This is a genomic window from Hymenobacter translucens, from assembly GCF_020685205.1.
Lineage (GTDB): Bacteria > Bacteroidota > Bacteroidia > Cytophagales > Hymenobacteraceae > Hymenobacter > Hymenobacter translucens.
Window position 1 is genome coordinate 849,978 of record NZ_JAJERB010000001.1, and the last position, 25,402, is coordinate 875,379.

18 protein-coding genes are annotated in these 25,402 nt (G+C 62.0%); 15 read left to right on the forward strand and 3 right to left on the reverse strand.

What is annotated here, in order from left to right; genetic code table 11:
• Window positions 1–82: 82 nt before the first annotated feature.
• The 6 genes from LJY25_RS03655 to LJY25_RS03680 all read left to right on the forward strand — a co-directional run bounded on the left by LJY25_RS03655 (window position 83) and on the right by LJY25_RS03680 (window position 5,283).
• Entirely contained in the window at window positions 83–1,603 is a 1,521-nt protein-coding gene (locus LJY25_RS03655; protein ID WP_227606866.1) for an MFS transporter, read from the forward strand.
• 73 nt (window positions 1,604–1,676) lie between these two features.
• Window positions 1,677–1,889 (forward strand): heavy-metal-associated domain-containing protein, encoded by a 213-nt coding sequence (locus tag LJY25_RS03660; protein WP_227606867.1) that lies wholly within the window; start codon window positions 1,677–1,679, stop codon window positions 1,887–1,889.
• 80 nt (window positions 1,890–1,969) lie between these two features.
• Window positions 1,970–2,515 carry a helix-turn-helix domain-containing protein gene (locus tag LJY25_RS03665; RefSeq protein WP_227606868.1) on the forward strand — a complete coding sequence of 182 codons (546 nt, stop codon included), beginning with the start codon at window positions 1,970–1,972 and terminating at the stop codon, window positions 2,513–2,515.
• A gap of 133 nt (window positions 2,516–2,648) precedes the next feature.
• Window positions 2,649–3,665 carry a heavy metal-binding domain-containing protein gene (locus LJY25_RS03670; RefSeq protein ID WP_227606869.1) on the forward strand — a complete coding sequence of 339 codons (1,017 nt, stop codon included), beginning with the start codon at window positions 2,649–2,651 and terminating at the stop codon, window positions 3,663–3,665.
• 206 nt (window positions 3,666–3,871) lie between these two features.
• Window positions 3,872–4,453, forward strand: coding sequence for a TetR/AcrR family transcriptional regulator (locus LJY25_RS03675; RefSeq protein ID WP_227606870.1), 582 nt, complete (start codon window positions 3,872–3,874; stop codon window positions 4,451–4,453).
• Between the two features lie 62 nt (window positions 4,454–4,515).
• Window positions 4,516–5,283, forward strand: a complete 768-nt coding sequence (locus LJY25_RS03680) for an MBL fold metallo-hydrolase (protein WP_227606871.1) — start codon at window positions 4,516–4,518, stop codon at window positions 5,281–5,283.
• Between the two features lie 256 nt (window positions 5,284–5,539).
• Here LJY25_RS03680 and LJY25_RS03685 read toward each other — a convergent pair whose 3' ends face one another.
• Window positions 5,540–7,498: a gliding motility-associated C-terminal domain-containing protein gene (locus LJY25_RS03685; protein WP_227606872.1), complete on the reverse strand. Its 1,959-nt coding sequence runs from the start codon at window positions 7,496–7,498 to the stop codon at window positions 5,540–5,542.
• Between the two features lie 741 nt (window positions 7,499–8,239).
• Here LJY25_RS03685 and LJY25_RS03690 point away from each other — a divergent pair.
• Window positions 8,240–11,104: a T9SS type A sorting domain-containing protein gene (locus LJY25_RS03690; RefSeq protein ID WP_227606873.1), complete on the forward strand. Its 2,865-nt coding sequence runs from the start codon at window positions 8,240–8,242 to the stop codon at window positions 11,102–11,104.
• A gap of 233 nt (window positions 11,105–11,337) precedes the next feature.
• Here LJY25_RS03690 and LJY25_RS03695 read toward each other — a convergent pair whose 3' ends face one another.
• Both LJY25_RS03695 and LJY25_RS03700 read right to left on the reverse strand, forming a co-directional pair.
• On the reverse strand, window positions 11,338–12,837 hold the full coding sequence (locus LJY25_RS03695) for a tetratricopeptide repeat protein (RefSeq protein WP_227606874.1): 1,500 nt from the start codon (window positions 12,835–12,837) through the stop codon (window positions 11,338–11,340).
• A 140-nt stretch (window positions 12,838–12,977) separates the two neighbouring features.
• A complete protein-coding gene (locus tag LJY25_RS03700) occupies window positions 12,978–14,639 on the reverse strand; it encodes a hypothetical protein (protein ID WP_227606875.1) in 1,662 nt (553 codons plus the stop codon).
• 741 nt (window positions 14,640–15,380) lie between these two features.
• Here LJY25_RS03700 and LJY25_RS03705 point away from each other — a divergent pair.
• The 8 genes from LJY25_RS03705 to LJY25_RS03740 form a co-directional block, all read left to right on the forward strand.
• The gene (locus LJY25_RS03705) at window positions 15,381–16,619 is read left to right on the forward strand and encodes a WG repeat-containing protein (RefSeq protein WP_227606876.1); all 1,239 of its coding nucleotides are present in this window, start codon (window positions 15,381–15,383) and stop codon (window positions 16,617–16,619) included.
• A gap of 10 nt (window positions 16,620–16,629) precedes the next feature.
• Window positions 16,630–18,165 carry an ankyrin repeat domain-containing protein gene (locus LJY25_RS03710; RefSeq protein WP_227606877.1) on the forward strand — a complete coding sequence of 512 codons (1,536 nt, stop codon included), beginning with the start codon at window positions 16,630–16,632 and terminating at the stop codon, window positions 18,163–18,165.
• 119 nt (window positions 18,166–18,284) lie between these two features.
• Entirely contained in the window at window positions 18,285–18,710 is a 426-nt protein-coding gene (locus tag LJY25_RS03715) for a hypothetical protein (protein ID WP_227606878.1), read from the forward strand.
• A gap of 1 nt (window position 18,711) precedes the next feature.
• A complete protein-coding gene (locus tag LJY25_RS03720; RefSeq protein WP_227606879.1) occupies window positions 18,712–19,368 on the forward strand; it encodes a hypothetical protein in 657 nt (218 codons plus the stop codon).
• A gap of 157 nt (window positions 19,369–19,525) precedes the next feature.
• The gene (locus tag LJY25_RS03725) at window positions 19,526–20,290 is read left to right on the forward strand and encodes a tetratricopeptide repeat protein (protein WP_227606880.1); all 765 of its coding nucleotides are present in this window, start codon (window positions 19,526–19,528) and stop codon (window positions 20,288–20,290) included.
• 548 nt (window positions 20,291–20,838) lie between these two features.
• Window positions 20,839–21,186 (forward strand): hypothetical protein, encoded by a 348-nt coding sequence (locus LJY25_RS03730; RefSeq protein WP_227606881.1) that lies wholly within the window; start codon window positions 20,839–20,841, stop codon window positions 21,184–21,186.
• 224 nt (window positions 21,187–21,410) lie between these two features.
• Complete coding sequence (locus LJY25_RS03735) at window positions 21,411–22,331, forward strand: YihY/virulence factor BrkB family protein (RefSeq protein ID WP_227606882.1); 921 nt, start codon at window positions 21,411–21,413, stop codon at window positions 22,329–22,331.
• 1,778 nt (window positions 22,332–24,109) lie between these two features.
• Window positions 24,110–25,402: M43 family zinc metalloprotease (locus LJY25_RS03740; protein ID WP_227606883.1), on the forward strand; the 1,293-nt coding region annotated here is incomplete at its 3' end.

Sequence of the window (25,402 nt, forward strand, 5' to 3'; positions counted from 1 at the left end):
CGGGACAAAGCCCGGTGTTAACGCCGGATTTTCCCTTCTACCGTTGCTGGCAACCTCCTGCCGCAGGTAATTCTACTTCGTCATGTCAACGACCCTAAGCACAACCCAAATCGGGGCGAGTCAGCATAGCACTCCGCATCGTCTCGCCCTGCTGGTGATTGCCACGGCCCAGCTCATGCTGGTGCTCGACGACACCATTGCCAATATTGCCCTGCCTAGCATCCAGCGCGATCTGGGCGTGAACACGGCCGTGTTGCCGTGGATTATTAATGCTTACCTACTCGCCTTCGGAGCCCTGCTGCTCTTCGGCGGCCGCCTCGGCGACCTGTACGGGCGCCGCCGGGTGCTGCGCGTCGGCTTGGCCGTGTTCACCGGCGCCTCGCTGCTCGGTGGCCTGGGGGTGAACGCGCCCATGCTCATCGGCGCCCGCGGCCTGCAAGGCATTGGCGCGGCCCTGGTAGCGCCCAACGTGCTGGCCCTGATTACCACGACCTTCCCCATCGGCAAGCCGCGCACATCGGCGCTGGCCGTGTACGGGGCCATGTCCGCAGTAGGTATGACCATCGGGGTGTTACTGGGCGGCCTGCTCACTGGCCTGCTGAGCTGGCGCTGGGTGTTCTTTATTAACATACCCATTGGCCTGGTGGTCCTGCTGGGCACCCGCATCCTGGTGGAGGGGCAGCGTAACTCCGGCAAGCTGCACCTGCTAGATGCCCTCACCGGTGCTGGTGCCATGGTGGCCCTGGCCTATGGTATCACCCGCGGCGGGGAGCACGGCTGGATCGACTCGCTCACCTTGGGCGCGTTTGCCCTGGCGCTGGCGCTGGGTGCAGTGTTCTTCGGGCTGCAGCGCCGCCGCCAGCACCCGATGCTGCCCCTAACTCTGTTCCAGGACCGCACCCGCTCGGGCTCGTACGTGGTGGTGGTCTTCATCGGGGCCGCGCTCATGGCTACCTACTACCTGCTGACCCTGTTCATGCAGCAAGTACTGGGCTTCCAGCCCGTGATGGCCGGGGTAGCCTCCTTGCCGGTTAGTGTTGGCATCGTGCTGGCGGCAGGCGTGAGCACCAAGCTGCTGGAGCGCTTCCCGCCGCGCGCCGTAGCGGTGCCTGGCCTGCTCATCGCGGCCGGGGGCCTGTACTGGCTCTCGACGCTCTCCGTGGGCGCCTCGTACCTGGGCCACGTGCTGCCGGCTCTGCTACTGACCTACTTCGGCCTTGGCATGGGTTTCCTGCCCATGACCCTTACCACAGTCCACGGCGTGGCCCAGGAGCAGGCAGGCGTAGCCTCAGCCCTGCTCAACACCGCCCAGCAAATCGGTGCGGCTCTGGGCATTGCCGTGCTTTCCACCGTCTCGACGCTGGTCGCCAATAGCCAACTGCCCCAGGCCGCCGGCGCGCTCCAGCGCGGCCTGGCCGGACACGACCAGCGCTTGGTGGCCGCCGCTAACGCCGCTCTGACCCAGGGCTATACCACCGGCTTTCTAGTGGGGGCGGGCCTGCTAATGGTCGCGGCCCTGATTGTAGCCCTCACTGTTACCCTGCCGCGTGTCCAGGCCACAGTTGAATCCAACGCGGCAGCCCAGCCCGCGCCGGCGGTGTAAGCCACTGTTTTTCTGAAGGTTTTTCTATATCACCCGACGGGCGACACCCGCCCGTCCTACCTTTCCTGAACCCATGAAAACGCTTCGTTTTAAAACCAACATCAACTGCGGCGGCTGCGTGAAAGCCGTTAGCCCAACCCTGAACGGCACCACCGCTATCGAGAGCTGGCAGGTGGACACAGCCAGTCCGGACAAGACCTTAACCGTGACCGGCACCCTCGACGAAGACCAGGTGGTGGCACTGGTCGAACAAGCCGGCTTCCAGGCCGAGCCGCAGCCGGCGTAACGCCACCCCTTCCAATATTTCCGTAAACGCCTGGACCCCGTCCGGGCGTTTTTGTTAGTCGATTTCTAGCCGCTGACCCGATGAACCATCTTGTGCGCATCAAAGGCATGGTCTGCCCCCGCTGCATCCAGACCGTAAGCGCCGTGTTCCGGGACGAAGATTTTCCGGTCACGGACGTGCAGCTGGGCGCTGTCACCTACCACACCGGGAACGAGCAGCCCCGCGACCTGGCCCGCGTCCGGCAGCGCCTGGCTGCGGAAGGCTTCGAGGTGCTCGACGACAAGCAAGCCCGCCTGATCGCCCGCCTCAAGGAGCTGGTGGATGCCTGGATTGAGCAAGGCGTGGAACACGAGCACACGCTGGCCGCCTACGTGAGCGAGGCGCTGCACCAAAACTACTACACGCTGAGCACGCTGTTTTCTGCCACGCAGGGTACTACCCTGGAGCGCTACCTCATCAGTCGCCGCATCGAACTGGCCCAGCAGCAGCTCGAAACCAGCGACGAGTCACTGGCCGTGATTGGGGAGCGGCTGGGCTTCAGCAGCAGCCACCATTTCTCGAACCAGTTCAAACGGGAAACCGGCCTGACGCCCTCACAATACCGGGTGATGAAGCGGGCTGGGTAGCTGTCGTGACGTACGCCGACTAGGTGAGCGGTTCCTAATTATGCAATTCTCCCCCGGTATTGCGTACACCCCCCGGCAGGCCCCGGGCCGAACTTTGTCCTAGTAAACAAGGCGGAATTATCCGCTCCCAACTATGACAACACACCCCCTTCCGAGGCCCCGCCGCATGCTGTCGGTTGTTTTACTGGCTTCGCTCACCTGGATGACCTCATCCTGCTCATCTCCGGAATCTTCTTCGTCCACTCCTCCATCCACCACCATGAACGAAAACACCCACGGTCACCAGCACGGCGGCCACGGCCACCAGCACGGCGACCACCACGGTACCGACCAACCCAGCGGGCAGCGGTATGTCTGCCCCATGCACCCCGAGGTAACCAGCGACCAACCCGGCGCGTGCCCCAAGTGCGGCATGACGCTGCAGCCGTCCGGCCAGCCGGCCACGGGCGGCGCCACCTACCAGATGCACTTCATGGCCACGCCCGCGCAGCCCGTGGCCGGCCAGCCCGTGACCCTCTCGTTTCAGCCGCAGGCAGCTGGAGGCGACCACGCGGCCGTGCCCCTAGCGACGGTGCACGAGCAGAAGGTGCACCTGATGATTCTCTCGCAGGACCTTTCGGAGTATTACCACATCCACCCCACCTTCCAGCCTTCCGGCCGTTACGAGCTACCGTTCACTTTCAAAACGGGAGGCACGTACCTGCTCTACCAGGACTATCAGCCCGAAGGTGGTGGGCACCAGCTGGGCCGGCAAACGCTGCAGGTGAGCGGCCCGACCCGGCCGGCCGTCACATACACGAAAGACCAGCTGCGCTGGGAAGCCAACGGTTACGCGGCCGACCTCGCGTTTGACAAGACCGTCCGCGCTGGGCAGCCGCTGGCGGTGAGTGTGACCGTGAGCCGCGGTGGCAAGCCCGTCACCGACCTCGACCAGTACCTAGGCGCCCTAGGGCACATGGTGATTCTGAGCGAAGACGGCGCGGATTACCTGCACGTGCACCCCGAGGACCAAGCCGACAAAGGCCCGCGCATCGGCTTTCACACCACGTTTGATAAGCCGGGTCGCTACCGCGTCTTCCTGCAGTTCCAGCACGCCGGTGTGGTGCAGACTTCGGATTTTACGGTGAACGTAGGGCCGGCTGTGGCGTAACGCGCCCCTTTCGCCCGCCTCGTGGGGAGAGCTATCCCCGCCCGGCGCCAAGACGCCGGGCGGGTGCTGCCACGCGGGCTGGACGCAACCGGCAACGTGCTGCTCCCTTAATAGTCTCTCGGAATTAAGTTTTGGACCGAACGGTTCTTAATTGTAACTTGCCGCCGTAAAGCCGGTCCAGCCTGCTTCGCTCACCTCGTTAGCTTATGTCCCGTCCCCAGGAATTTGATACCACGGAAGCCCTGCACCACGCCATGCGAGCGTTCTGGCTCAAGGGCTACGAGGCGACTTCCTTAACGGATTTGCTGGCTGCGACGGGTCTGAGCAAAAGTAGCCTGTACGCCACCTTTGGGGGCAAGCGTGACTTGTTCCTCGCGGCTTTTGACGCCTACCGGCAAGCCCGTGCCCGCGACGCGCACCGGGTGCTGCGGCAGCAGCCCGCCCGCCGGGCTATCGAGACCTTTTTCCACTCGCTGTTTGCCGACGTCAATTCAGATGAACCCATGCTGGGCTGCATGAGCATCAACCAGGCGGTGGAACTGGCCCCACATGACCCGGCGGTTCGGCAGCGGGTGGTCGAGGACTTGCAGCAGATGGAACTGGTGCTGACCCAGGCCATCGGGCGGGGCCAGCAGGATGGCTCGGTTGCCAGCTTGCGCCCGGCCCGGGAACTGGCCCGGCTCTTGGTGCTGGCCTTCCCGGGCTTGCAGGTCATGGCCCGGGCCGGGTATACCCGCCAGCAGCTGGATGACGCCCAACAACTCCTCTTTACCTGCCTAGACGGGTAACTCTTTTTTTGCCTTGTATTGGACCGAACAGTCCTTAATTTTTCACTTTACTACCATTTCTCATGCAACTGCAACTGGTTCGTCATTCCACCCTCCGCCTGGACTACGCCGGCGTGAAGTTCCTCATCGACCCCATGTTCGCCGAACAGGGCGTCTTCCCCGGTCTGCCCGGCACCCCGAACAGCCACTTGAGCAACCCGACCGTTGGCTTGCCCGGCCCGGTGCAGGAATTCACGCAGGTCGACGCTGTAGTGGTTACCCACACCCACTTCGACCACTGGGATGAGGCGGCCATCGCCCAACTGCCCAAGCGCCTGCCCATCTTTACCCAGCACGCGCAGGATCAGGCGCTGATTCAGTCGCAGGGCTTTACCGACGTGCGTCTGATTCAGGGCGCTACCTTCAACGGCGTGTCGCTGACCCAGACGCCAGGCCAGCACGGCAGCGACACCGTCATGGCGGCTGCGGGGGAGATGCTCGGGCAAGTATCTGGGGTGGTGTTCCGGCACCCCGAGGAGAAGACGCTCTACGTCGCCGGTGACACGGTCTGGAACCAGGATGTAGAAAATACCCTGCGGCAGCACCAACCGCAGGTGGTGGTGCTCAACGCGGGCGACAACCAAATCACCGGTCTCGGCTCCATCGTCATGAATCAGGAGGATGTCTACGCGGTGCACCAAGCCGTGCCGCAGGCCACACTTATCGCCACCCACATGGAAGCAACCAACCACGCCACGCTCGCGCGCCAGCAACTGCGCGCCTTCGCTGCCGAAAAGGGCATGGCAAGTCAGGTGTTGGTACCCGCGGACGGAGAAGCCTATTCCTTCTAGGCCAATTTCCCAGTTAGGGAATCAAACCTCGACACCTCCTTGCTAGAGCGAGCAAGAACAAAGCGTCTCCGTCGCAAGAGGGAGACGCTTTGTTGGCTTTGGTTAGAACCCTTTACTTGACCCTTTTAAATGATGGACCAAGCTTTTAACCAAAGCCATCGTTCAGCGAAAAGGTGGTTTTCGCGAACTTGGATCAGTTTAGGACGGCACTGTTTCTGGGGCGGTCGGCATGCTTCGCCGCCTCAATGGTCCCGGGTTAGCGTACGACTTCGAGCCAGCCTTTGAGCGTGGCCGCCGGGCACCGACTGGGCCGGCGCAAGACGTAGTAGTAGAGGCCGTCCGGCAAGCCCTCAGCGGCCCACTGGTTGTTATAGTCAGACTGCTCATACACCAGCCGGCCCCAGCGGTTATACACCCAGGCGTGGGTGTTGTCGGCCAAATTCGGAATAACCCATCGCTCATTGAGGTGGTCCCCGTTGGGCGTAATGATATTGGGCGGGAGGCTGGGACGTAGCTCGTCAGCCGTGATGGTGCTGGTCAGCTCATAGTCGCAGCCATCCAGGGCACGCACCGTCAGCGAGTAGGTCCCGGGGGCCGTTACCACCAGGCTGTCGGCGGTCGAGCCCGTATTCCACGTCAGCGTGCTGCCGCGGGGTACCCCGATGGCCCGTAGCAGTCGGCCGTCCCAGCAGGTGGTGGAACCCGTCACCAGACGCAGCCCCGCCGGCAGCGTGCCCGCGGTGCAGGGGGCCGGTACGCTTAGCCGGGCCACGAACCCGTCGCTGAGGGCCGATGCCAGGGGGCCGACGTCGTTGCCCAGGCGGGCTTCGTTGCTAATGGAGCCACTGACCAGGAGCTGCTGATCGGACAGCGCGTGCACTGAGCCGGCAAAGTCGCTCCCGGCGAAGCGGTACATCGAGAGCACTGCGCCGCCATCCCCACCGGCCAGCTCGACCCACTTCCAGCGGCCCGTCGTGCCGGCCAACTCCGCCACAAAAACATCCGGGCCGTCATGGGGCGCGCGGGGCACGGGCGGCAACGAGCCGAACTGGCCCGTCCCCGAGTAGCTGGACGTCACAATAACATTGCCGGCCGGCGTCGCGCACAGCCCGCCGGGACCCATCGGGCGGCCAGTACCGGGCCCGGCGCTCGCCCACTGGACTTGTCCCGGCCCGGGCGTGAGGCACGCGACAAACGTGCTGACTGGCCCCGAACCGTTCGGTAAGGCGATCCCCGCGACTTGGCCGGCACCTTCATAGCGCCCACTGGCTACCAGGTTCCCATTGGGAAGCGCCATGAGCTGCTGGGCTTCGCCCCACACGGTCGGCTCGACCAACTGGACCCAGCGCCACTGAGTGCTGACCGGGTCGAGGCGTCCCACGAAGGCCTGCTGCACGGTGGGCGTACGCTGGGCCGGTAGGCCGTTGAGCGAGTAGGGCCCTTGCAGGGTGCCCGCAACGGCAATATCGCCGCCGGGCAGGGTCACCACACTCGCGGCCTCATCGATCCCGGTCTCCCCGACCCCGAACGCCTGGATCCATTGCCCGGTATTCAGGTCCAGCCGGGCCACGAAGATATTCCAGTTCAGCGCCAGTGAACTGGTGGGCAGTGACACTAGAGGCGGCAGACTGCCCAGTTGCGCCGTTCCGCTAAAAGAGCCGACCACGACGGCCTCGCCGCTGCTGCGCACGGCCAAGCCACCGGGCCGCACCAGGTTATAGCCCCCCAGCGGGGTTCTCATGCGGGCCAGCCAGCGCCACTGGCCCGTGGTGCCATTGAGGCGGGCCACAAAGCCTTCATACGCCGAATTGACGACGCCCGCATCAAACGGTCCGAACCGGGTCACCCCTCCCCCCACGGTGCCTGCGATCAGGACATCGCCATCGGGCAGCATGATGACCTGAGAGGCGCCAGCCATATGGCCGCTGAGGTTGTTGTTGCCAATGTCGGCTACCCAGCGCCAGCTGCGGCCGTCGGCCGCCAACCGGGCCACAAAGCCGCTGTTGCCGGTGGTCAAGGCTCGCCACGAGGTGGCCGGCTGTAACTCCGCGGAAGTGAGGTAGCCCCCGACCACCACCACATCCTGGTTGGCGGTAACAGTCGAGGCGTGGATGCGCGTGTGCAGCACGCCTCGGGTACGGGCGAGCAATTCCCAGCGTTGGGCAGGGGCATCATACGCGGTGGCCAGCAGCAGGCACCCGAAAAAGAAGGCCATGCGGCGAGTGAATAAGCGGCTGTGCCGTGACCATAGGCTGGATGCCATCGCAAAAAGTTATTTTCCCAAAGCAGGCAGTATGGGCGCCCAATGCCAAACCTGTTTTAACTGGAATCAGACTTTTAAAGAGCGACGAACCGTGCATTCCAGGCTGTTATCCTGTTGCCTAGAAGCTAGGTAAGCCGTGTGCAAGCCTGTATCGAAAAGACTTTACGAGGAGCCGTGTGAGGCGGCAGGAAGGCTTGATCAGGAGGGAATCCAGCGGCTACCGGCGTTCCAGTATCGAACACTACCCTACCCTCTCGACCGCTATCTGCTTTCGGAGCATCCTCCTCTCCTACCCTGCGCTAGGCTGTTCGAGCGCATAAGGCAGCCTAGCGGCGGTCCGATAAGTTCGATTATCTTAAGGATAAAACCCCATTGGGGAAGCCTCCCTTGTGCATGCCTGTTTCGGAAAGAAGTGCTGATTAAGCCCGCTAGGGAAAGCAACTAACTTTGTTTCTCCACGATGTGTCTGTCGTAAAATCTTGAAACTACCTATTGCGTACACTTATTGTCATTCTATGCCGTTTGTGCCGCTATACCAGCGTTTATGGCGGGATAAGTCACCTAAAACACCGCTGATTGGGGGCGAAAACGCGATCTAAATCGACTCTTCGTGGCATTAACCCAGTATGTGGCCAAAGTGCTGGTCGAGCCATTTAGAGGTATCTTTACTTTCCACCTCTCTCCCACCCGCTTGTGAAACTGCGATCCTTTTTTTGCCTGCTGTCCCTGGTGGGCGGCCTGGCCCTGACCAGTGCGGCTTCGGCCCAGTCGCTGGCCCTGCTCGACGACTTCAACCGGCCCGATGACCCCACACTTGGCCTGGGCTGGGTGGAAACCGAAACCACCGCCGGCACGGGTGTCAGCATCACCAGTGGGCAGCTGAAGATCAGCAGTGGGGTGCTGGGTAAGGACTTCGCCACCCGAGACATCTCCGGCCGCTACAGCGCGGTGCTAAACGCGAACGTGGGCGAGCTGAATTGGGCCTGGAACATGCAGCAGTCCCGCATCAATCCCTCCGGCTTCGGCAGCAACAACTACGGCCAGGCCTTTGTGCTGGCCGCCAGCTCCGCGAACCTGCTCACGGCCTCGGGCTACGCCGTGCTGCTGGGCAACACGAGCACCCCGGACAACATCCGGCTAGTGCGCTTTACCGGCGGCCTCACCGCCGAGGCCAACCTGACCACGCTGCTCTCGACCAGCGGCACGGACTACGCCAATAAGCCGATGACCATCCGGGTGGCTTACGCCGCCGATGACGACACCTGGCGCCTGCTGGTGAGTCCCAACACCACGAGCTTCGATGATCCGCTCACCGCCACCTATACGCAGGTGGGAGCGACCATCGACGCGACGCTGACCGGCCAAGCCTTACCCTTCATGGGCTGTTTCTGGAACCACGCTACCACAGCCACCGAGGCCGCCGTGTTCGACAACATCTACCTATCCACGCCCTGCACGGTGGGCCCCGAGCCTACCCAGGCTGCTAGCATCACGGCTGTCACAACAACGAGCACTACCGCCACCTTTACCCTAAGCCCGGGCAACGGCACGAGCCGCCTGCTGGTCGTGCGTGCCCCAGGGGCCAGTTTGGCGGCCCCCGTCGACGGCAACGTCTACCCGGCCGGAACGGCCTACGGCAGTGGGGCTCCGCTGGGTGCGGGCGCCTACAGTGTGCTCTCCGGCAGCGGCACGAGCGTAACCGTGACGGGCCTGCAGCCGGCTACGACGTATTCCTACCAGGTCTATGAAGCCCTGGGCAGCGGCTGCGCCATTAACTACCTGACAGCCCAGGCCGGCACCGGTACTTTCCTGACAGGCCCCTGCCAGATAGCCACCGCGCCGACCGCCTCCGCGACGGCCATGACGGCTGCCTCCCCTGGGCGCGGTACGCTCACTTTTGCCTGGCAGAACGGCAACGGCAGCGGGCGCCTGGTAACGGTCCGACCATCATCTGCCTCGGCTACGCTGCCCCTGAACGGCATGAGCTACGCGGCCAGCCTCTTTTTCGGGTCGGGCAGCGCCTTGGCCCCGGGCGAGTACGTGGTCTACACGGGCGCCGGCAGCAGCGTGACGGTCAACAACCTGATCCAGGGGCAGACCTATACGGCGACCGTGTATGAATTTAACGGTGTGGGCTGCTCCACGGCCTACCGCGCCCTGAGTCCAGCCACGGTCACGGCCCTGGTGCCGGTGCTGCCGGCCCCGACCTACGCGCACTACTACGGCAACTTGCACGCGCATTCGGCCTACTCCGACGGCAACCAGGACGGGCCCATGACCGGCTACTTCCGCCCGGGCCAGGACTACGCCTTTGCCGATGCGTCCCTGCACGCCGACTTTCTGGGCATCTCCGAGCACAACCACAGCCAGGCCGGCATGCTGCGGCCCAATTACGCCAAGGGCCTGCACCAGGCCGACAGCATGACCGTGCCCGGGCAGTTCGTAGCCCTCTACGGCATGGAGTGGGGGGTTATTTCGGGCGGCGGCCACGTGCTCGTGTACGGGGTGGATCAGCTGCTGGGCTGGGAGCCGGGCAACTACGACCGCTACGTGGCCCGCAATGACTACCAGGGCCTGTGGAAAATGATCAACCGCTTCCCCGGGGGCTTTGCCACGCTGGCCCACCCGCAGAGCGGGGACTACAACGCGCTGGCCGGCTCGGCAACGCCGTTCAACCCGGCTGCCGACAGCGCCCTGGTGGGCACCGCCTTCCGCTCGGGCCCTGCCAACTCCACGAACGTCACCTACTCCAATCCGTCCAACAGCTCCTTTGAGAGTACTTTCCGCACGTTGCTGGCCAAGGGCTACCACGTGAGCATGACCCTCGACCACGACAACCACAACACGACTTTCCTGCGCACCACGGCGGGCCGGACCGTGGTGCTGGCTCCTACGCTGAGCAAGCCCGATTTGCTGCAGGCCTTGCGCGCGCGCCGCTTCTACGCCTCCGACGACTGGAACGCGGAGGTGACCTTCACCGTGGACGGCCAGCCGATGGGCACGATCTTCCAGGGGCCGGCCACCCCGGCCGCCTCGGTGACTATCGCCGATATCGACGGGGAGAACGTCACTTCGCTCACGCTGCTCAAGGGCACGCCCGGCAGCGGGGCAGCGGCCACGGTCGTCGCCACGGCCCCGGCCGGCAGCAATGCGCTGAGCTTTTCGGATGCCACGCTGGCCGTGGGCGCCTCGGCCTACTACTACGCCGTGGTGGTGCAGGCCGACGGGGACCGGATCATTACCTCCCCGATCTGGTATACCCGGCAGCTGGGCACACCCGTCCGCCGGGTGATCGAGCCTTTGGCCATGCAGGTATTTCCCAACCCGGCCACCGGCAGCGCGGTTACCGTTTCCTACTTTCTGCCGCAGCCAGCTCTGGTGGAGGTGCAGGTGCTCGATGCCCTGGGCCGGGTGGTACTCATGCCGTTGCCCGCCCAGCGGCAAAGCGGCGGAGCGCAGGCTCTGCTGCTGCCCGCTGGCGCGCTCGCTGCCGGCAGCTACACGCTGCGCGTGCAACAGAACGGGCAGGCGAGCTATCGCCGCCTGCTGGTGCGGTAAGTCGTTTTCGTTGAGTACCTTTACGTTTTAAGTAATAATGCTGTATTGAGGCGGACGCCCACTAGAAGGCGTTCGCTTCTCTGTTTGTGGCCCCGGCAGGATCGGCGCAACGCAACAAAGGACTTGCCAGCGTCCGGATCTGCTGCTAAAGCAGCGCTCGGCCCGGCAGCCTAACCCAACGCGGGCAGTACACGTGGCCGTGGAGGCGTTCGACCTCCTGGGCCCTGCGGCTGCTAATCGCCGAAAACAATCCCGGCTCCGAAGGTCGTAACCATGCCGCCCGGGGCCTTGGGACTGAGCGGCTTGCTGAAACCGCCGCGTAGAAAGACCGGCCCTACCACGAGGAGCAGCCCGGCCTCCGGGTTCAGGGCCGTGTAAGAGCGATCCTCGTTCAAGGCATGCTCCTCATTGCCGGCGGCATCCCGGAATTCCTTGATTTCTTCCTGAAAAGCCAGCCCGGCGCCGGCGTAGACCCATACCGGATAAAACACCTTCTTGGTCAGACCCAGGGTTATGATGTTGGCTCCTTTCACCGTGTTGCCGGTAAACGTTAATTTGCCCCGGCTCGCGCTGGGCACGGTACTCAGGTCGTCGGTTTTCCAGTCCGCCAGGCTTTCGCCATAGGTGCTGAACCGGTAGGCGGCATAGTAGCCCAGCGCGCGCGGCATGAGAAAATGCATGGATCCGCCCAGCAGGTTCTCCCGGTCAGCATTCCAGCCGAAAGCGGTCTGCTCGGGTCGGTTCCAGTTGCGCTTTTTGCGTTCCAAGCGCTTGATCCGGGACGCGCTCGCCAGCGGGTGCTGGCACAGGGCCTGTGCCTTGCGATACATATCCACGGAGGTACCGACGCCATATTTGCTTTTCTCGTTGCTTTTGGCCTCGGCGATGTAGACGGCACACAACTCCTGCCGGGCCACGGCGGCATCCGGGCCCTGCGGGTAGAGATCCAGATACTGCTGGTAGAATGTTTCCGCCCCCGAGACGCTCGAGCCGCGGGCAGCGCGGCCGCCGGCGAGCAGCAGGGCCTGCAGCTGGCGGTCGACCGCCTCGATGTGCCGGCCGCGGGCGTAGCGCTGCCGGTACTCCTGCAGCGAAACGATCGTCGCCGTTTCGCGGGCCTTGTCGTAGGCCTGCTCATCTTTGGTGATGGCAATCTGCCGCAGCGCCTCCGGGTTCGACGGCTTGAACCGCAGCGCTTTCTCATAGCTCTGCAGCGCAGAGGTGTAGCTCTGCCGGTTCAATGCAGCATCTCCGCTGCGCATCGCCTCATTGTACCCGTTCAGGGTCTTCATCTGACCCGTCTGGTTCAGGCGTGCTGCCAGCTTGACGGCCTCCGGGTCTTTGCTAACCAGCGGGTCCCGCAGGATGAGCAGCGCCGCCGGGTACTGCTGCAGGCTGATATAGCCGGAAACAGCGTTCAGGGCAAATTCCAGGTTGTTCTTATCCGCCTTCCAGGCCTTCTCCCACGCTGCCGCGGCTTCGGCGGTCTTGCCTTCGGCCTCCAGCCTTTCTGCCACGGAAAGTGTCTGTTGCTCCTGCTGCTGCCCTTCCATCAGGCCCGTGAGCTTCTCAATGCGGGCTGCCAGTAGCTTATCCGCCGCCGCGGTGGCCTGTGCCAGGTACTGCTTCGCCTTTTCGGGTTGGTTCAGCTCGAAAAAGGCATAGGCAATGTAGTAGTAGCCGTCGCCCTGCCCCGGCTTTTCCAGGAGCAGATCCGGCGCCAGCAGCAGCACGTCATCCCAGCGGTTTTTAGCGACATACTCATCCAGCGTCGCCTCCAGCGACTTGGCGGCCGGGCTCTGGGCACAGGCACTCGTCGCCGCCCAGGCAAGCAGCAGGAGCGTAAAAAATGCTTTCATAGTCCGGTCCTTGCTTAGTCTTGAATTTTCTGAAAGATCATGTCGTATTTCGTTTTTGAGACTCGCCGGCTCAGAGCGCTCCGGTCCGCGTCGGAAAGGCCGCTCAGGTTGTTTTTGTAGTAGCTTTTGTACTCCCCGCCCTCCTCCTGGCACCCATAGACTGCGCTCTGGGACCGGGTATTTTCCATCTGGTCCACGCAGCCGAGCGTCTTGTTCCAGTTCATGACAATCGTGCTGTGCGTGTCAATGCCGAAGCAGGAGGCCCCGGACTTGCTGCAGGCGGCCACCAGCCGTTGCCGCTCCTGATCGACCTTGCCGGCATAAGTGAGAAACTTACTGCGGTATTCGGCTTTCTTCTGGATTAGCAAATCCCCCTGCACCTGCAGGGAGGCCCGGCGCGCTGCGAGGGCATCCGTGAGCAGCGTGCGACGCGTGGCAAAGACATTGCGGATTGTTTTCAGCGCCTGCTCCTGCCGCTCGGCCAGCTGGCTGACCAGCTTCCAGCGCTGGTCCTGGAGCTGCCGGATTTCCCCGGTGAGCGCGTCACTACGGCGCTTGTGGTCTTCCGTCGCCTGGTTGCTCTCGTTGCGGACCGTCGCGATCCGGCTCTGCAGCTCCGCTTTCTGCGCTTTCAGACGGGTCAGCTCCGGTTCAACCGCTTTGGCCAGCAGCCGCTCCACGTCGGCCAGGCTTTGGCCGTGCGTGGACAAGGCTTGTTGCCAGGAAGCCAGGCGCCGGCTCAGCTCCTGCTGCAGCAGGGGCAGGCTTGTCGTATGGGCCGCGATCTTCTGATCCACCGCGCGAATGTCCGCTTCATTCTGCCGCGCCGTTTTTTCTTTTGACTCCGCAACGGCTTTTTCCTCGTCGGCTTTCAAATCCGCGAGCTTGACATTGTAGATATCGATCCGGTCTTCGATGTAATGCTTTTCGGCTATGATCTGCATGAGGTGACCGATCCAGACGCTTTGCATGGACTTGGCCTGGTCAACCACGCTTTCCTTGTAGGCTTTGCTCAGGGCCACAATCTCGGCGCGCAGATCATCGCTGGACGAGGCAAGCCGGGTCATGTCCTGATCGCACTTGGCGCGCAGCAGCTCGAACTCATTTTCTGAACTCTGAAACGTGGCAATCTCTGCCTTCTTGCGCTCAATGCCCGAGTCGAACTTGTCGAGCTCGTCCTTAATACCGTTGATCACCTCATTCTTAAAGCGCTCATATTCGGCCATCGCCGTGCTGACCGATATCCGCTGCCAATGGTCCGCCGGGCAGATGGGTGGGGGCCCACCCGCGCTGCATAGTCCCGGATTACGCTCTTTCCAGCCGCTCTGGGCCGACGCTCGGCGGTTTTTCCAGGACTGGTCATGCTCGATCCGGTGGAGCAGATCGTCCAGCCTTTTCTGCACTGCCCCGGCGTTCGCGGCTTTGCGCTCCTCCAGCTCCCGGAGCTCATTTTGGAGCTTTTTAAGCTTATCGGCCTCCGCCTCGTAGGACTCCATGCGCTTGCGGTTCAGGCTGGCTACTTCCTTGTCATTGGCGTCAATGGCGTTCACCTTCGCTTCAATGCTGGCCAGGTGTCCGGAACCGGCCGTCTGGGCGTGAGCGATCACCGGCGCCAGCAGCAAGTGCAGCACCAGCAGTAACCCCGCCGTGCGGCGTATTTCTGAGCAGAGCTTCATAGTCGTTTGGAATCGGCCCGTAGGGGCGGTAAGCGATGCTGTTGACCGGGTCGGGCACCGGATTGGCCTCTGGTTTAAGCGTGCCGGCACGCGGGCTCCGCAGCCGGTGCACAGCGCTGAATAAAGCCCGCTACTGCTGCTTGGCCCAGCCTGGGCAACTGACAAAACTAGGGACGCTCCTGCGCCAGCGCAATACCTGATTGTAGGTATTGTTTGGGCCATCGCGCAGCTGAGTCAGCAGGGACCAGACCGGCAGCGGCGCGCCGCTGGCCCATAGCGCACTGGTGTCGGCGCAGTGTCGAGCGGGTTTGGCTGGTCTCTGCAGTGTAAAGCCAGCAGTTGCTTTAGTTGTAGATAACTCAGGGGTAGATGGTTGCGATTCGCTAGGACAGCGTTTTGCTAGGCCAGCCCAGGTCTGCTGCCAAGTTGAAAATACCTGTAAGTAGGTATTGTGGCGCCCTATCCAGGCCGCTATCTTCGTTTTTGCTTTAGCCTTTGCAGCAGCAATAAAGGAGTGAAATAGGCTTGTGGAGCGGTTATGCCTTCCCGCAGGACAAAAACAGGCTGTACGCCTCAGCGGCCTTCACCAATGCCAGGCCCAGCGCACACGAGACTTGAACGCACGCCAGTGCCGCCACCGAAAACGCTTTTATGATTTTACCTATCTCCTCAGTCCCCCTTTTTGTCCGGCTCGCCCCGCAGACTGCGCTGGCGCGCGTTGCAGGGGTAATCTTCCTGTTTATGCTGCTCATCGGCGCGCCGCTACCCGCCCTGGCGGATGAGCCCTGCTGCGCCCACGGGGGCTTTTGCATGCCGGCGGTGCGGGTGGGGCCAGGCGCGTACGTCAGCAGTGAAGACTACTGTCACCGGTGCGCCAAAATTCAAAAAGAATATTTTGCCAGGAAGGCGGCCGAAGATGAGGCCCGCTCCCGGAAGTACAAAGAGGAGCTGGCCCAGCGCCAGGCGGCGGCGGCGGCAAAGGCGGCGGCCCGGGTGCAGCGTGAAAACGTGGCCTTGGGCCAGCTGGCGGCGGCTGAGAAGAATCTGGAGAGCTTTGATCAGCTGCGGCGGCAGCAGCGAGCCCGCCGGGCGGAGGTGGAGCGACGGTTTCAGCAACAGGAGCAGGCGAAAAATAACGAGTACCAGGCCTATCTCAGCAAGCTGCAGGACGCGGGCAAAAGCACTACCCCGGCCGGCACGGACGAGGAGTTCTGGAATGAAACCGTGGCGGCGGCAAACTATGAGCAGGTGCAGGACCCGAAGACCCGGCGCTGGGGCTTCCAGACCAAGCAAGGAAAGCTCGTGATTGACTATACGTACGATAACGCGTCGGCTTTCAGCCGAGGGGTAGCCTACGTGCGGGAGAAAGGCGTGTGGAAGCTGATCAACAACCGCAACGAGGTGCAGCGCACCTTTGATAAAGCCTACTTTACCGAGTCCAGCATGCACATTCCCGGGTTAAATGGCATCAGTGAGGTAGTGAGCTTTTCTGACGGCCTGGCCGTCGTGCGGTTTGACATTTATCCGGCGAAGAACAGCGCCCGAATGGGCGTGCTGGATACCAAAGGCCGCATTGTGATCAACCCTGATTTCGTGGCGATCCAGCCCTTCCGGAATGGGACGGCGCTGGCAGAAAAGCTGACGTCGACCGACCAGATTCAGATCGGCAAATACGAAGGCCGGTTCGATTACCTGGATGTCGGCCTGATCAACCGGGAGGCCGGCTGGGTGCAGCCGCCGAAAAAGAAGATGAACTACATGCATCACCGCCAGTGGGAGCAAGGTACCATCCTGGTTCGCGATGCCTACGAGTACAGCAAGCTGACCAAAGCGGAACGCGATGAGCGGGAAGCGCAGAGCAAGCAGGGTGAACTTGAGGCGCGGCGGGAAGAGGCACGCCTGCGGGACCAGATGGAAGCGGAGGTCGCGCGACGGGTGAGCGCGGCGAAAAGCCAGGGGATGCTGGTAGAAAACAAATAGACGGTAAGCAATGCGTAGTCGATTATTCATCCCACTGCTGCTGGCCTGGGGGCTAAGCACCGGCGCGCTGGCGCAGACCGGGCGCGCGGAGTTCAAGCAGGCCGAGCTGGCCTACGAAGCCGGCAAGTACAAGGAAGCGTTGTTCTATCTGGGTGAGGCGGAACGCGCGCTGGGCGGCTCCAACGCCCGGATCGAGTCCCTGAAAACGCTGAGCTACTACGATCAAGGCAACACCGTCGCCGCGCTGCTGGCCTTGACGCAGTATTTCAAGCTGGCCACCGCCAGCACCCGGGCTTCGGAAGAATACAAAGCCATGGAAGTGCTCCGCGAGGAAATCAAGGCCCTGAACGAGGCCGGATTCGCCGCGGAGAAAAAGGCAATTGGAACCGCCCAGGCCCGCGAGCTGGCTGCACTTGACCAGGAATCGGCGGCCGAGACCGAGACCTACTACTACAACCTAGTCAAAGGCGCCCCGTCACCCAAAGCCATACGCGAGTTCCTGCGCGACTATCCCCAGAGCGCCAGGAAGTCGGAGCTGGAGGAGAAGGCCCGACGACTGGACTACGAGCAGGATAAGATGAAATCCCCGGAGAAGTATCTGTTCGGGGCCATCGAACAGCGCAACCAGGCCATGTTTGAGGAGCTGCTCGGTTTCGGGGTTAAGCTCGATGGGCGGAATAGCGCCGGCCAGCAGCCCTTGCATGCGGCCATTGAGCGGGATAACCTGTCCATGGTGCAGCAGCTGCTTTCCTACGGGGCCGACCAGGAGGCCAAAGACCAGGCCGGCAATACGCCGTTGCTGCTGGCCCTGCAGAAGAACAACGAGGAGATGGTAGCCGAACTGCTGCAGCACGGGGCCAGCGTGGCCGTGCGCAACTCGGCGCTGAACGGGCCGGTGTTTTTTGCAATTGCCAACAACTCGGTCACGCAGCTTCAGCAGCTGTTACTGCTCAAGGCGGATGTGCGCAGCGCGAACCAGGCCGGGGCCTCGCCCCTGCTCTCGGCTGTGGCCCGTCCCAAGGTGGACGTGAAAATCATCTATACGCTGCTCAACGCCGGCGCTGAGCCGGATCAGGTGCTGGCCGGCTACACGGCGCTGTACCACGCGGTGCAGGACGGCAAAAACGACATCGCGCAGATTTTACTCAAGGCCGGCGCCGATGCCAATGTCAAGCTGCCGAGCGGCGGCACGCTGCTGTTCCTGGCCACCACGAGCGGCAACCCGGCCCTGGTCGATATGCTGCTCGATGCCAAGGCGGAGCCCAATACAGCCGACGCCAGCGGCTGGGCTCCGCTGCACTACGCCGCCTGGAAAGGGAACGCGGCTATTGTCGAATCCTTGGTGGCACACCGTGCGGAGGTGAATGTGAAGGGCCCCCATGGCTGGACGCCGCTGCACTACGCGGTCCGGGAAAACAACGCCCCGATGGTGGAGTTGCTGCTGGCGAAAAAAGCCAGCAGAAAAGCGACCGACTCCTGGAAGCGCACCCCCCTGAAGATAGCCCGGGAATACCACTTTAAAGCCTTAAAACGAAAACTATCATGAGTAGGTATTTCCGGCTTGCCGCGCTTCTGGTGTTGCCGCTGCTAAGCGCGTGCGCAAAAGAAATTGACGATATAAACGCGATATCGACCCCAGTCGGGGGCTCTATCTCGCTTAAGGTGATGAGCAAATACGAGCGGGGACGCACCGATATTCAGCCCACGGAAGTAGAGGCAGTCACCTTTACCTCGAAGAAACTCGGGGCCTACCGGCGTCAATCCGGGGGCGGTTATACCATCTTCCTGGAAAAGGAAGAAGGCGGGCAGGCCACGGTGCAGGTAATGCTTTCCATTAACGGCCTGACACCTCCCTACGATCTGTCCCGCTCCCAGGTGGTGTTCATGCCGGGTCGGCGCGGGAGCCAGGTTGCCTACAATCAACTAGCAGGCTACACCAGCTCGGTTACCAACCTGGTTGTCGGCGAAGTAGGCAAAAAGATCACGGGCACCTTTCGGTATAATTCGGTTAAAGCGAATCCCGTCGATCAGACGGACGTGTACTCGATTGAAGGCACCTTTGAGTGCTACCGCCTGCCTGACTCGGAATAAGATGCTAAAGAATCTGCTTTGCGCGCTGGGACTGGTCGTTCTCGCCGCCGTTCCCGCCGCCGCCCAGGTACTGGATGAGGCATACTATCAACCCTACAATTTCCCCGATGCCTACGAGTCCGATAAGCTGAATCGGCACTTCACGCTGGCTGTTACCGTCGCGCCCATTGGCGATGGTTACTACAGCCTGCTGGGGTACGGCGATATCGGTAAGCTAAAGCTCACGGAATACCTGCATGCAACGTATGGGTTGGGCTTCGCAGGCGGCCTGCGCCATGACCGGACCATCATCTACACGCTGGGACAGGCCAAGGCCTATGATCTGGAACAGGACATCTTTGCGAAAGCCATGGCCGGGGGCGGGCTCACGCTCCGGCTACTGAATCCGGTTAACTTCTCCTTGCGGGCGGGCTTTATGGGTGGCTACGAAAACTATTCCATTGCCTATGTTCGCCCCTACTCCAGCGATGCCAAGTCGGACACGTACGAGTACAAGCAGATGTCCGAATACTATTTCCCCATCAGCTATTTCACAAATGCCTCCGTCTTTGTGCCGCTGAAAAAGGTCCGCCTGAGCCTTTCGTATGTAAACCTGCACCTGCTGCGCGGTCAGACAAACATGGTCTATACGGGCCTGGTCTTCCCCTTGTCGAATTAAGCGGCCTTCCGCAAAAAGGGCCCGGCGCATGGGCCTGCTTGCGCCCTTGCCTTAGGAAAGTGCCTGACTCGCTGCCCGCCCCAGAGGCACAACAGGGTAAGTTCCTCGTACTTCACCGCTGCCCGATCTGGCTCGTCGCAGCAAACGCTTGCATGCCATGAACGACACTGCCCGCCCTAAAACACGCCTGCTACCCCGCTGGCCCTGGCTAACGGCCGGACTAGCGCTTGTGCTAGCGCTAACGGCCTATTTTGCCTACCTGCCCTCTCCCACTCCGGCGGAGCCGGTAGCAGTCGAAACGACTCCAGTTTCGTATGCGGCTTGGCCCCGGGACTCGGTAGCAGCAGTGGGCAAAGCCCTGCTAACGCAAAAAAAGTACGCCCGGGCGCTGCCCTACTTATGGTCCGCCGCGTGGCGGGGCCACGCGGCCTCCCAGTACCGCCTGGGGCGCATGCACCAGCTTGGCCTGGGCGTGAAGTCCGACGAGCGCCTGGCCCGAGCCTTAACGCGCGTCGCCGCGGAAGGGGGCAATGCCTCTGCCCAGTACTACCTGGGACGGCACTATCAGGAAGGTACCGCTGGCGTGGCCCGGGACCTGACTCGGGCCCGCTGGTGGTACGGCCTAGCCGCCGAGCAGGGCCTGATCGATGCCCAGTACGAGTTGGGCGAACTATACCGCCTAGCGCCGGCCGGCAAGGGCCGCAACCCGGAACGCTCGATGCGGTTGCTACAACGGGCTGCGAGCCAGGGCCATGCTGGCGCACAGTACCGCATCGGGCGCCTGTACCAAACGGGCCGAGGAGCAGGGCCGGCTGATGCCGGCGAAGCAGCTTACTGGTACGGCTTGGCAGCCAGGCAGGGGCATGACTCCGCCCAGTACCACCTGCGCCACCTGGAAAAGAGAGCGGAAGCTACCCGCTAGCCATGCCCTAATGCGTGCCAGATTACAGATGAGCCAGCCGCTGGGCTTGCTTACAGCCGCGTTTTAGCGCTTGTCACAGCTACTGAACGGTCCTGCAGGCATGCAACGGCTCTGTTATTCTTTCCGGGTCAACTGCACGTAGCGATGGCCATTAGACGCCAAGCAGAATCAGCGCACAAGCGGCTTGTAGGGCGCTTACGGATACTGAAAACCAAAGAAGTGTTGTTGCTCTTTGGCGATAGCCCGGAGGCAGTAAGAGCGCGCGCCATTTCCCAAGGTGCGTCAGGATGAGGAAGGGGCCGACTACAACCGGGACTAGGGGCGAGAGGCGTGTGCCACAACAACTGCCATCACGCCGGTACGAGGGAATAGCGGCGTAAGCGCTGATAGCTGGCTATGGGCCTCGTGATGCTTATGAATGGGTCAGGCCGCTGCCCGCAAAGGTGTCGAGGCAATGGCCGCAACACTGGCGTACGAGTGGACCCTCGCTATCCCCGGGCTTTTTCTACCTTGTTCCGCACCGTCTTCACCGCTATTCCCCTCTTGATATGAGCGAAACCGATAATGGCTTTGCCCGCTTCCCGAAAGACAACGTCTATGAGCGACACTATGAACTGGACATGCCGGCCGGCCGAGTAGAGGTGGGCGTTCGCTGTCAAAATATTCCCACGGACGGTTTCATCGAAGCGCGTATGCCGGGATTGAGTGGTGAAACGGCGTTTGATGTGCCGAAGATGCCGGTACATCATGCGAATATGCTGGTGATCCACCCTCTTACCTTCCCGGAACCGTTTCGGGCCACCATGACCATTCGCTACTATCTCGGGAGCCAGGTTCCAGGGCAGAGCGCTTCCGTTACCCCTGTAGTTATCATTCCCTTCGAGGATCTCCGCTAGCCGCTGGCCCTGCGCCCACCCCGGCCGCGGGCTACTTCCGTTTCCCACTCCCGGCTCCCCCCGCAGCGGTTTGAGCGCCCCACCGCCACTTAGTTTGTCTTTGGGAGGCCTTAGTTTCTGCGGAAGCCTGCTGGCGGAGTATTTAGCGCGACAACTCCGCGCCCTGGTGAAGTGGCAAACAAGCGGGCGCACCCGGGGTTAGACGTGGGGAAATGAACAAGACGATGCAAGTAGCAGAACAGGCTTGGCAGTTGGTGCGGCAGACGAGCGCAGGATTCTGGCGTGACAATGTACTACAGCTGAGCGCGTCGCTGGCGTTCTACACCGTTTTCTCGCTTGGCCCTATGCTCCTGGTGGCGTTGTTTGTGGCCGGACTTTTCTGGCCGCCCCAGGCCTTGGAGCGCCACTTGTTTGGGGAAATCCAGGGATTGATCGGCGCCTCCAGTGCCGCCCAGATCCGCGCGATCCTGCAACAGGCTGCCCTCGGCAGCAGCCCGCTGCAGTCCGCGCCTGGAGTGGCCCTACTGCTGTTCGCCGCCACCTCCGCGTTAACGGATCTCCAGGACGCACTCAACACTATTTGGCAGCTGAGGGTCCGGCCGGGGGCCGGTTGGCGGATGCTGGTGCGCGCCCGGCTGCTGGCCCTGGCGCTGGTCTTTGGCCTAGGTGGCCTGCTCCTAGCCTCGGCGGTCCTCGCGGCCCTGGTCGACGGGGGTCTGGACCGGGTGCAGACGCAGTGCCCGCGCGCCGCCGCGCCACTGGCCCACGCCGCCGACCTAATCCTGAGCTGGGGCCTTACTGCGAGCTTTTTTGCCGTCCTATACCGGGTGCTGCCCGCTGCTCTTCTTCGGTGGCGGGACGTGGCCGCAGGAGCCGCCCTGGCGGCCGCGCTGTTCCTGCTGGGGCGCTACGGCATCGGCTACTACCTGCGAACCACTGACCTAGGCCACGCCTATGGCGGGGCTGGCGCGCTGGCCGTGCTACTGGTCTGGGTGTACTACTCGTCTTTGGTGCTGTACGCAGGGGCCGAGTTTGGCAAGTGCTACACTCTGCACTGCGGCGGCCGCATCCGCGCTGGCCGCTACGCCTTAGCAGTCCAGATAGTGCCGGTGGCCACTACACACGCCCCCGGACACGGCAACTAGCCGTCCCGGGAGACCAACGCCCGGGAACGGCATAAAGCCGACGACTAACTGGTGGGCGCTGCCTTCCGCCCGGGGCCGGCCAACTCTACTAAAGTGGCGTACTCGAACCCCTCATCTAGCGCTTTTGAGGATTCCCCCCTACTGCTAACTTCTCACCGTTTCCTGTATCGGGCACACCATATTTCCTTGTCCCCCTTTTTTAAGCAAGCCAGTCAATAACACCATTTATGTAAAGCCGCGAAGAAAAGATCGAGGCTGAAGACCCTACAAGCGGCAGCTGCTCCAACATTCCGTTTCTATGTATCTGTCGCGGCTGTTGCGCTACCTGCTTTCCGGATGACGTCTTCGCTCAGCGCATGGGCACCCGCAGATGCATTTGCTTAACCATGTCCAATTCCTGGTCTGGGTGTAGAAAAACAACCTGATTGACACCTTTAGCCTAACTAGTGTTTGGGGTTACTTATATGGGGGACCCGCGGGGGGACCCTTGTCTCAATTTGATTATAGACTAAAACACAGCGGTAGATGCCGGCTGTTTGCATAAGCTACTCGACGTATTAAAAGAGGTTATTCTTATGCGTTCTTATCTAGTTGAATAAACATTCTTGGGCCTGGCGCGACCACAGATAAGGCCCTTCACGGTATCGTGAAGGGCTTTTTGTTTTTCTGGGAGGCCCGTGAGGGAACTACTTTTTAGGTATTCGCTCACAGTATAGCATGAGCATGCTGCAGAGAGAATTTTACGACCATTCCCAATAGGGTTGCAAGCTTAATACAGTACGCTGTCAGAGCTACTCTTGGTTAGTCCGAACTGGTACCAGTCATTTTAACCGATAGCTCCCGATACCCCAGCGTTGGGCCTGCTCATTGATTGCAAACGCAAGGTGCTGGGGGTAGCTGATGCCTCGTGTTCGGGAAGGTTGTTGGCAACTTTCGTTTCGGCCAACACCCGCGCCCAGGCCTTAAGCAGCAGCGAGCCGTACCGCTCGAAAGCTGAACCAGCATCTAAAGCTGGCGCTAGTCTGAATGCGGCAGGTGTAGGCAACGCGTTGACCCGCCTGAAGCGAACTTTTCGTTTCCGAAAAAACTACCGAGAGGGCATCAGGTGCCGAAACGCCCCGTGGGCGCAGCATGGCTGTTGGTCAGGAAATAGCGCCGTTGGTAAGGAAATAGCGCCGTTCATTAGGTTATACGGGCGGGAAGACGCGCATGAGAATAGATTGGGCGCAGTTCCGGTTTGTTCCGGCTTTCACTCCTTATGAATACGCTGTCCTATCCCGCTGCCCAAGCCGCTGGGGCTGCTGCCCGGCACTTCGGCCAAAGGCCATTTCCCACTGCTGAGCCAGCGAAAACATGCGGTTCGAGCTGCTATCATGGTTTATGGAGAGAATTTTTTCCAGGCCAATACCCTCGGGGCGAAAGACAGCGTGCGGCCTGACCCGCTCCCCTCATGTATAACCGCAGTGTGCATGGGGACTTTGCTATTGCTTCGGCAAGCCGGCAACAAGCCCAGCCGCCGCAAGCACAGCCTTCCTAACGATGACCAGAAAGCAGGCGACGGTAGCAATGAGCAGGGTGGCAGAAAGTTAAAGCCGTCTATATCCGCGTTGAGCGGCTCGCTCGGGAAGAAAAAGGAGACTCCCCGCATGCAACACGAAGCCAGTCGCGCCGGTCAAGTAGTTGAGCAGGTTTTCATTTAACCCTTTGTGTTTTTCCCTGAACGCGGCAAGAGTTGCTCCAGCAGGCCTGCTTTTCTTCACTTTTTCAGCCTTCCCCATATGCTCAAACCTTTACTTTTCCTGCGCCGGACCATGCTGGCCGGCGGGCTGATCGTAGCGCTGGCCGCGCAGGGGCGAGCACAGGCGCCGGCCGGCACCGAGCAGGCAAATCCCGTGCGTGGCGCCGGCCTGAGCTGCACGTTCGACAGTGTGCAGCAGGCCGCCTTCCGGCAGCAGCCCGGCGCCGAGGAGCAGTACCGGCAATTTCTCCGCCAGGCAACACAGCTGAGTACCAGTGCCCAAGCCCGGCTCTCAGCCCTGCCCGACGTGACCGTACCGGTGGTGGTACACGTCATCCACACCGGTGGCACCAGTAACATCTCCGACGCCCAGATTCACGATGCGCTGCGCCTCCTCAACGACGACTACAGCAAGCGCAACGCCGACACGGCAAATATTATCCCGGCGTTTCAGAGCCGGGCAGCGCACGTAGGGTTTCAATTTCGGTTGGCCAAGCGCGACCCCAATGGCAACTGCACCACAGGCATCACCCGCACCTATTCGCCCCTGACCAACGTTGGCGACGACCAGGTGAAAAACCTGGTGAAGTGGGACCAGAGCCGCTACCTCAACATCTGGGTGTGCGCCAACGTTTTCGGGGGCCTGGCTTACGCTTCCTTGCCCTGCACCGGCGGGAGCAACGACGGCATCGTGGTGAGGAACGACCATTTGGGTAGCATCGGCACCTCGGTCCGCAGCCCCAAAGCACTGCGCTCGCTCACGCACGAGACGGCTCACTACTTTGGCCTGCCCCACATCTGGGGTCTCTCGAACACGCCCGGGCTGCCGTCCAACTGCGGCATTGACGACGGCATTGCCGACACGCCCAACACCATCGGCCTGAATAATGCCTGCAACCTGTCCTTCTCACCCTGCACCGACGCCAGCGGCCAGCCCATTCTGGCCAACGTGCATAATTTTATGGATTACACCTCCTGCCCGGCCATGTTCACCACCGGCCAGCGGGCGGTGATGCGCGCCTCCCTGCAAATGGGCTGCCGCTCGCAACTTACCACGGCAGCCAACCTGCTGGCCACCGGCACCAACGACGGCTTCGTGGCTCCGCCCTGCGCCCCGGTCGTGGCCTTTGAGCCCTCCTCTCCCAGCATCTGTGAGGGCGGCACTGTCACCTTCACCGACTACTCCTACAACGATGCACCGGGTGCCGCCCGCACCTACAGCTGGAGCTTCCCCGGCGGCTCCCCCGCCACCTCCTCCCTGCCCAGCCCCACCGTGACCTACGCCACCGGCGGCCTCTACGGGGCCACGCTGAGCCTGACCAGCACGCCCGGC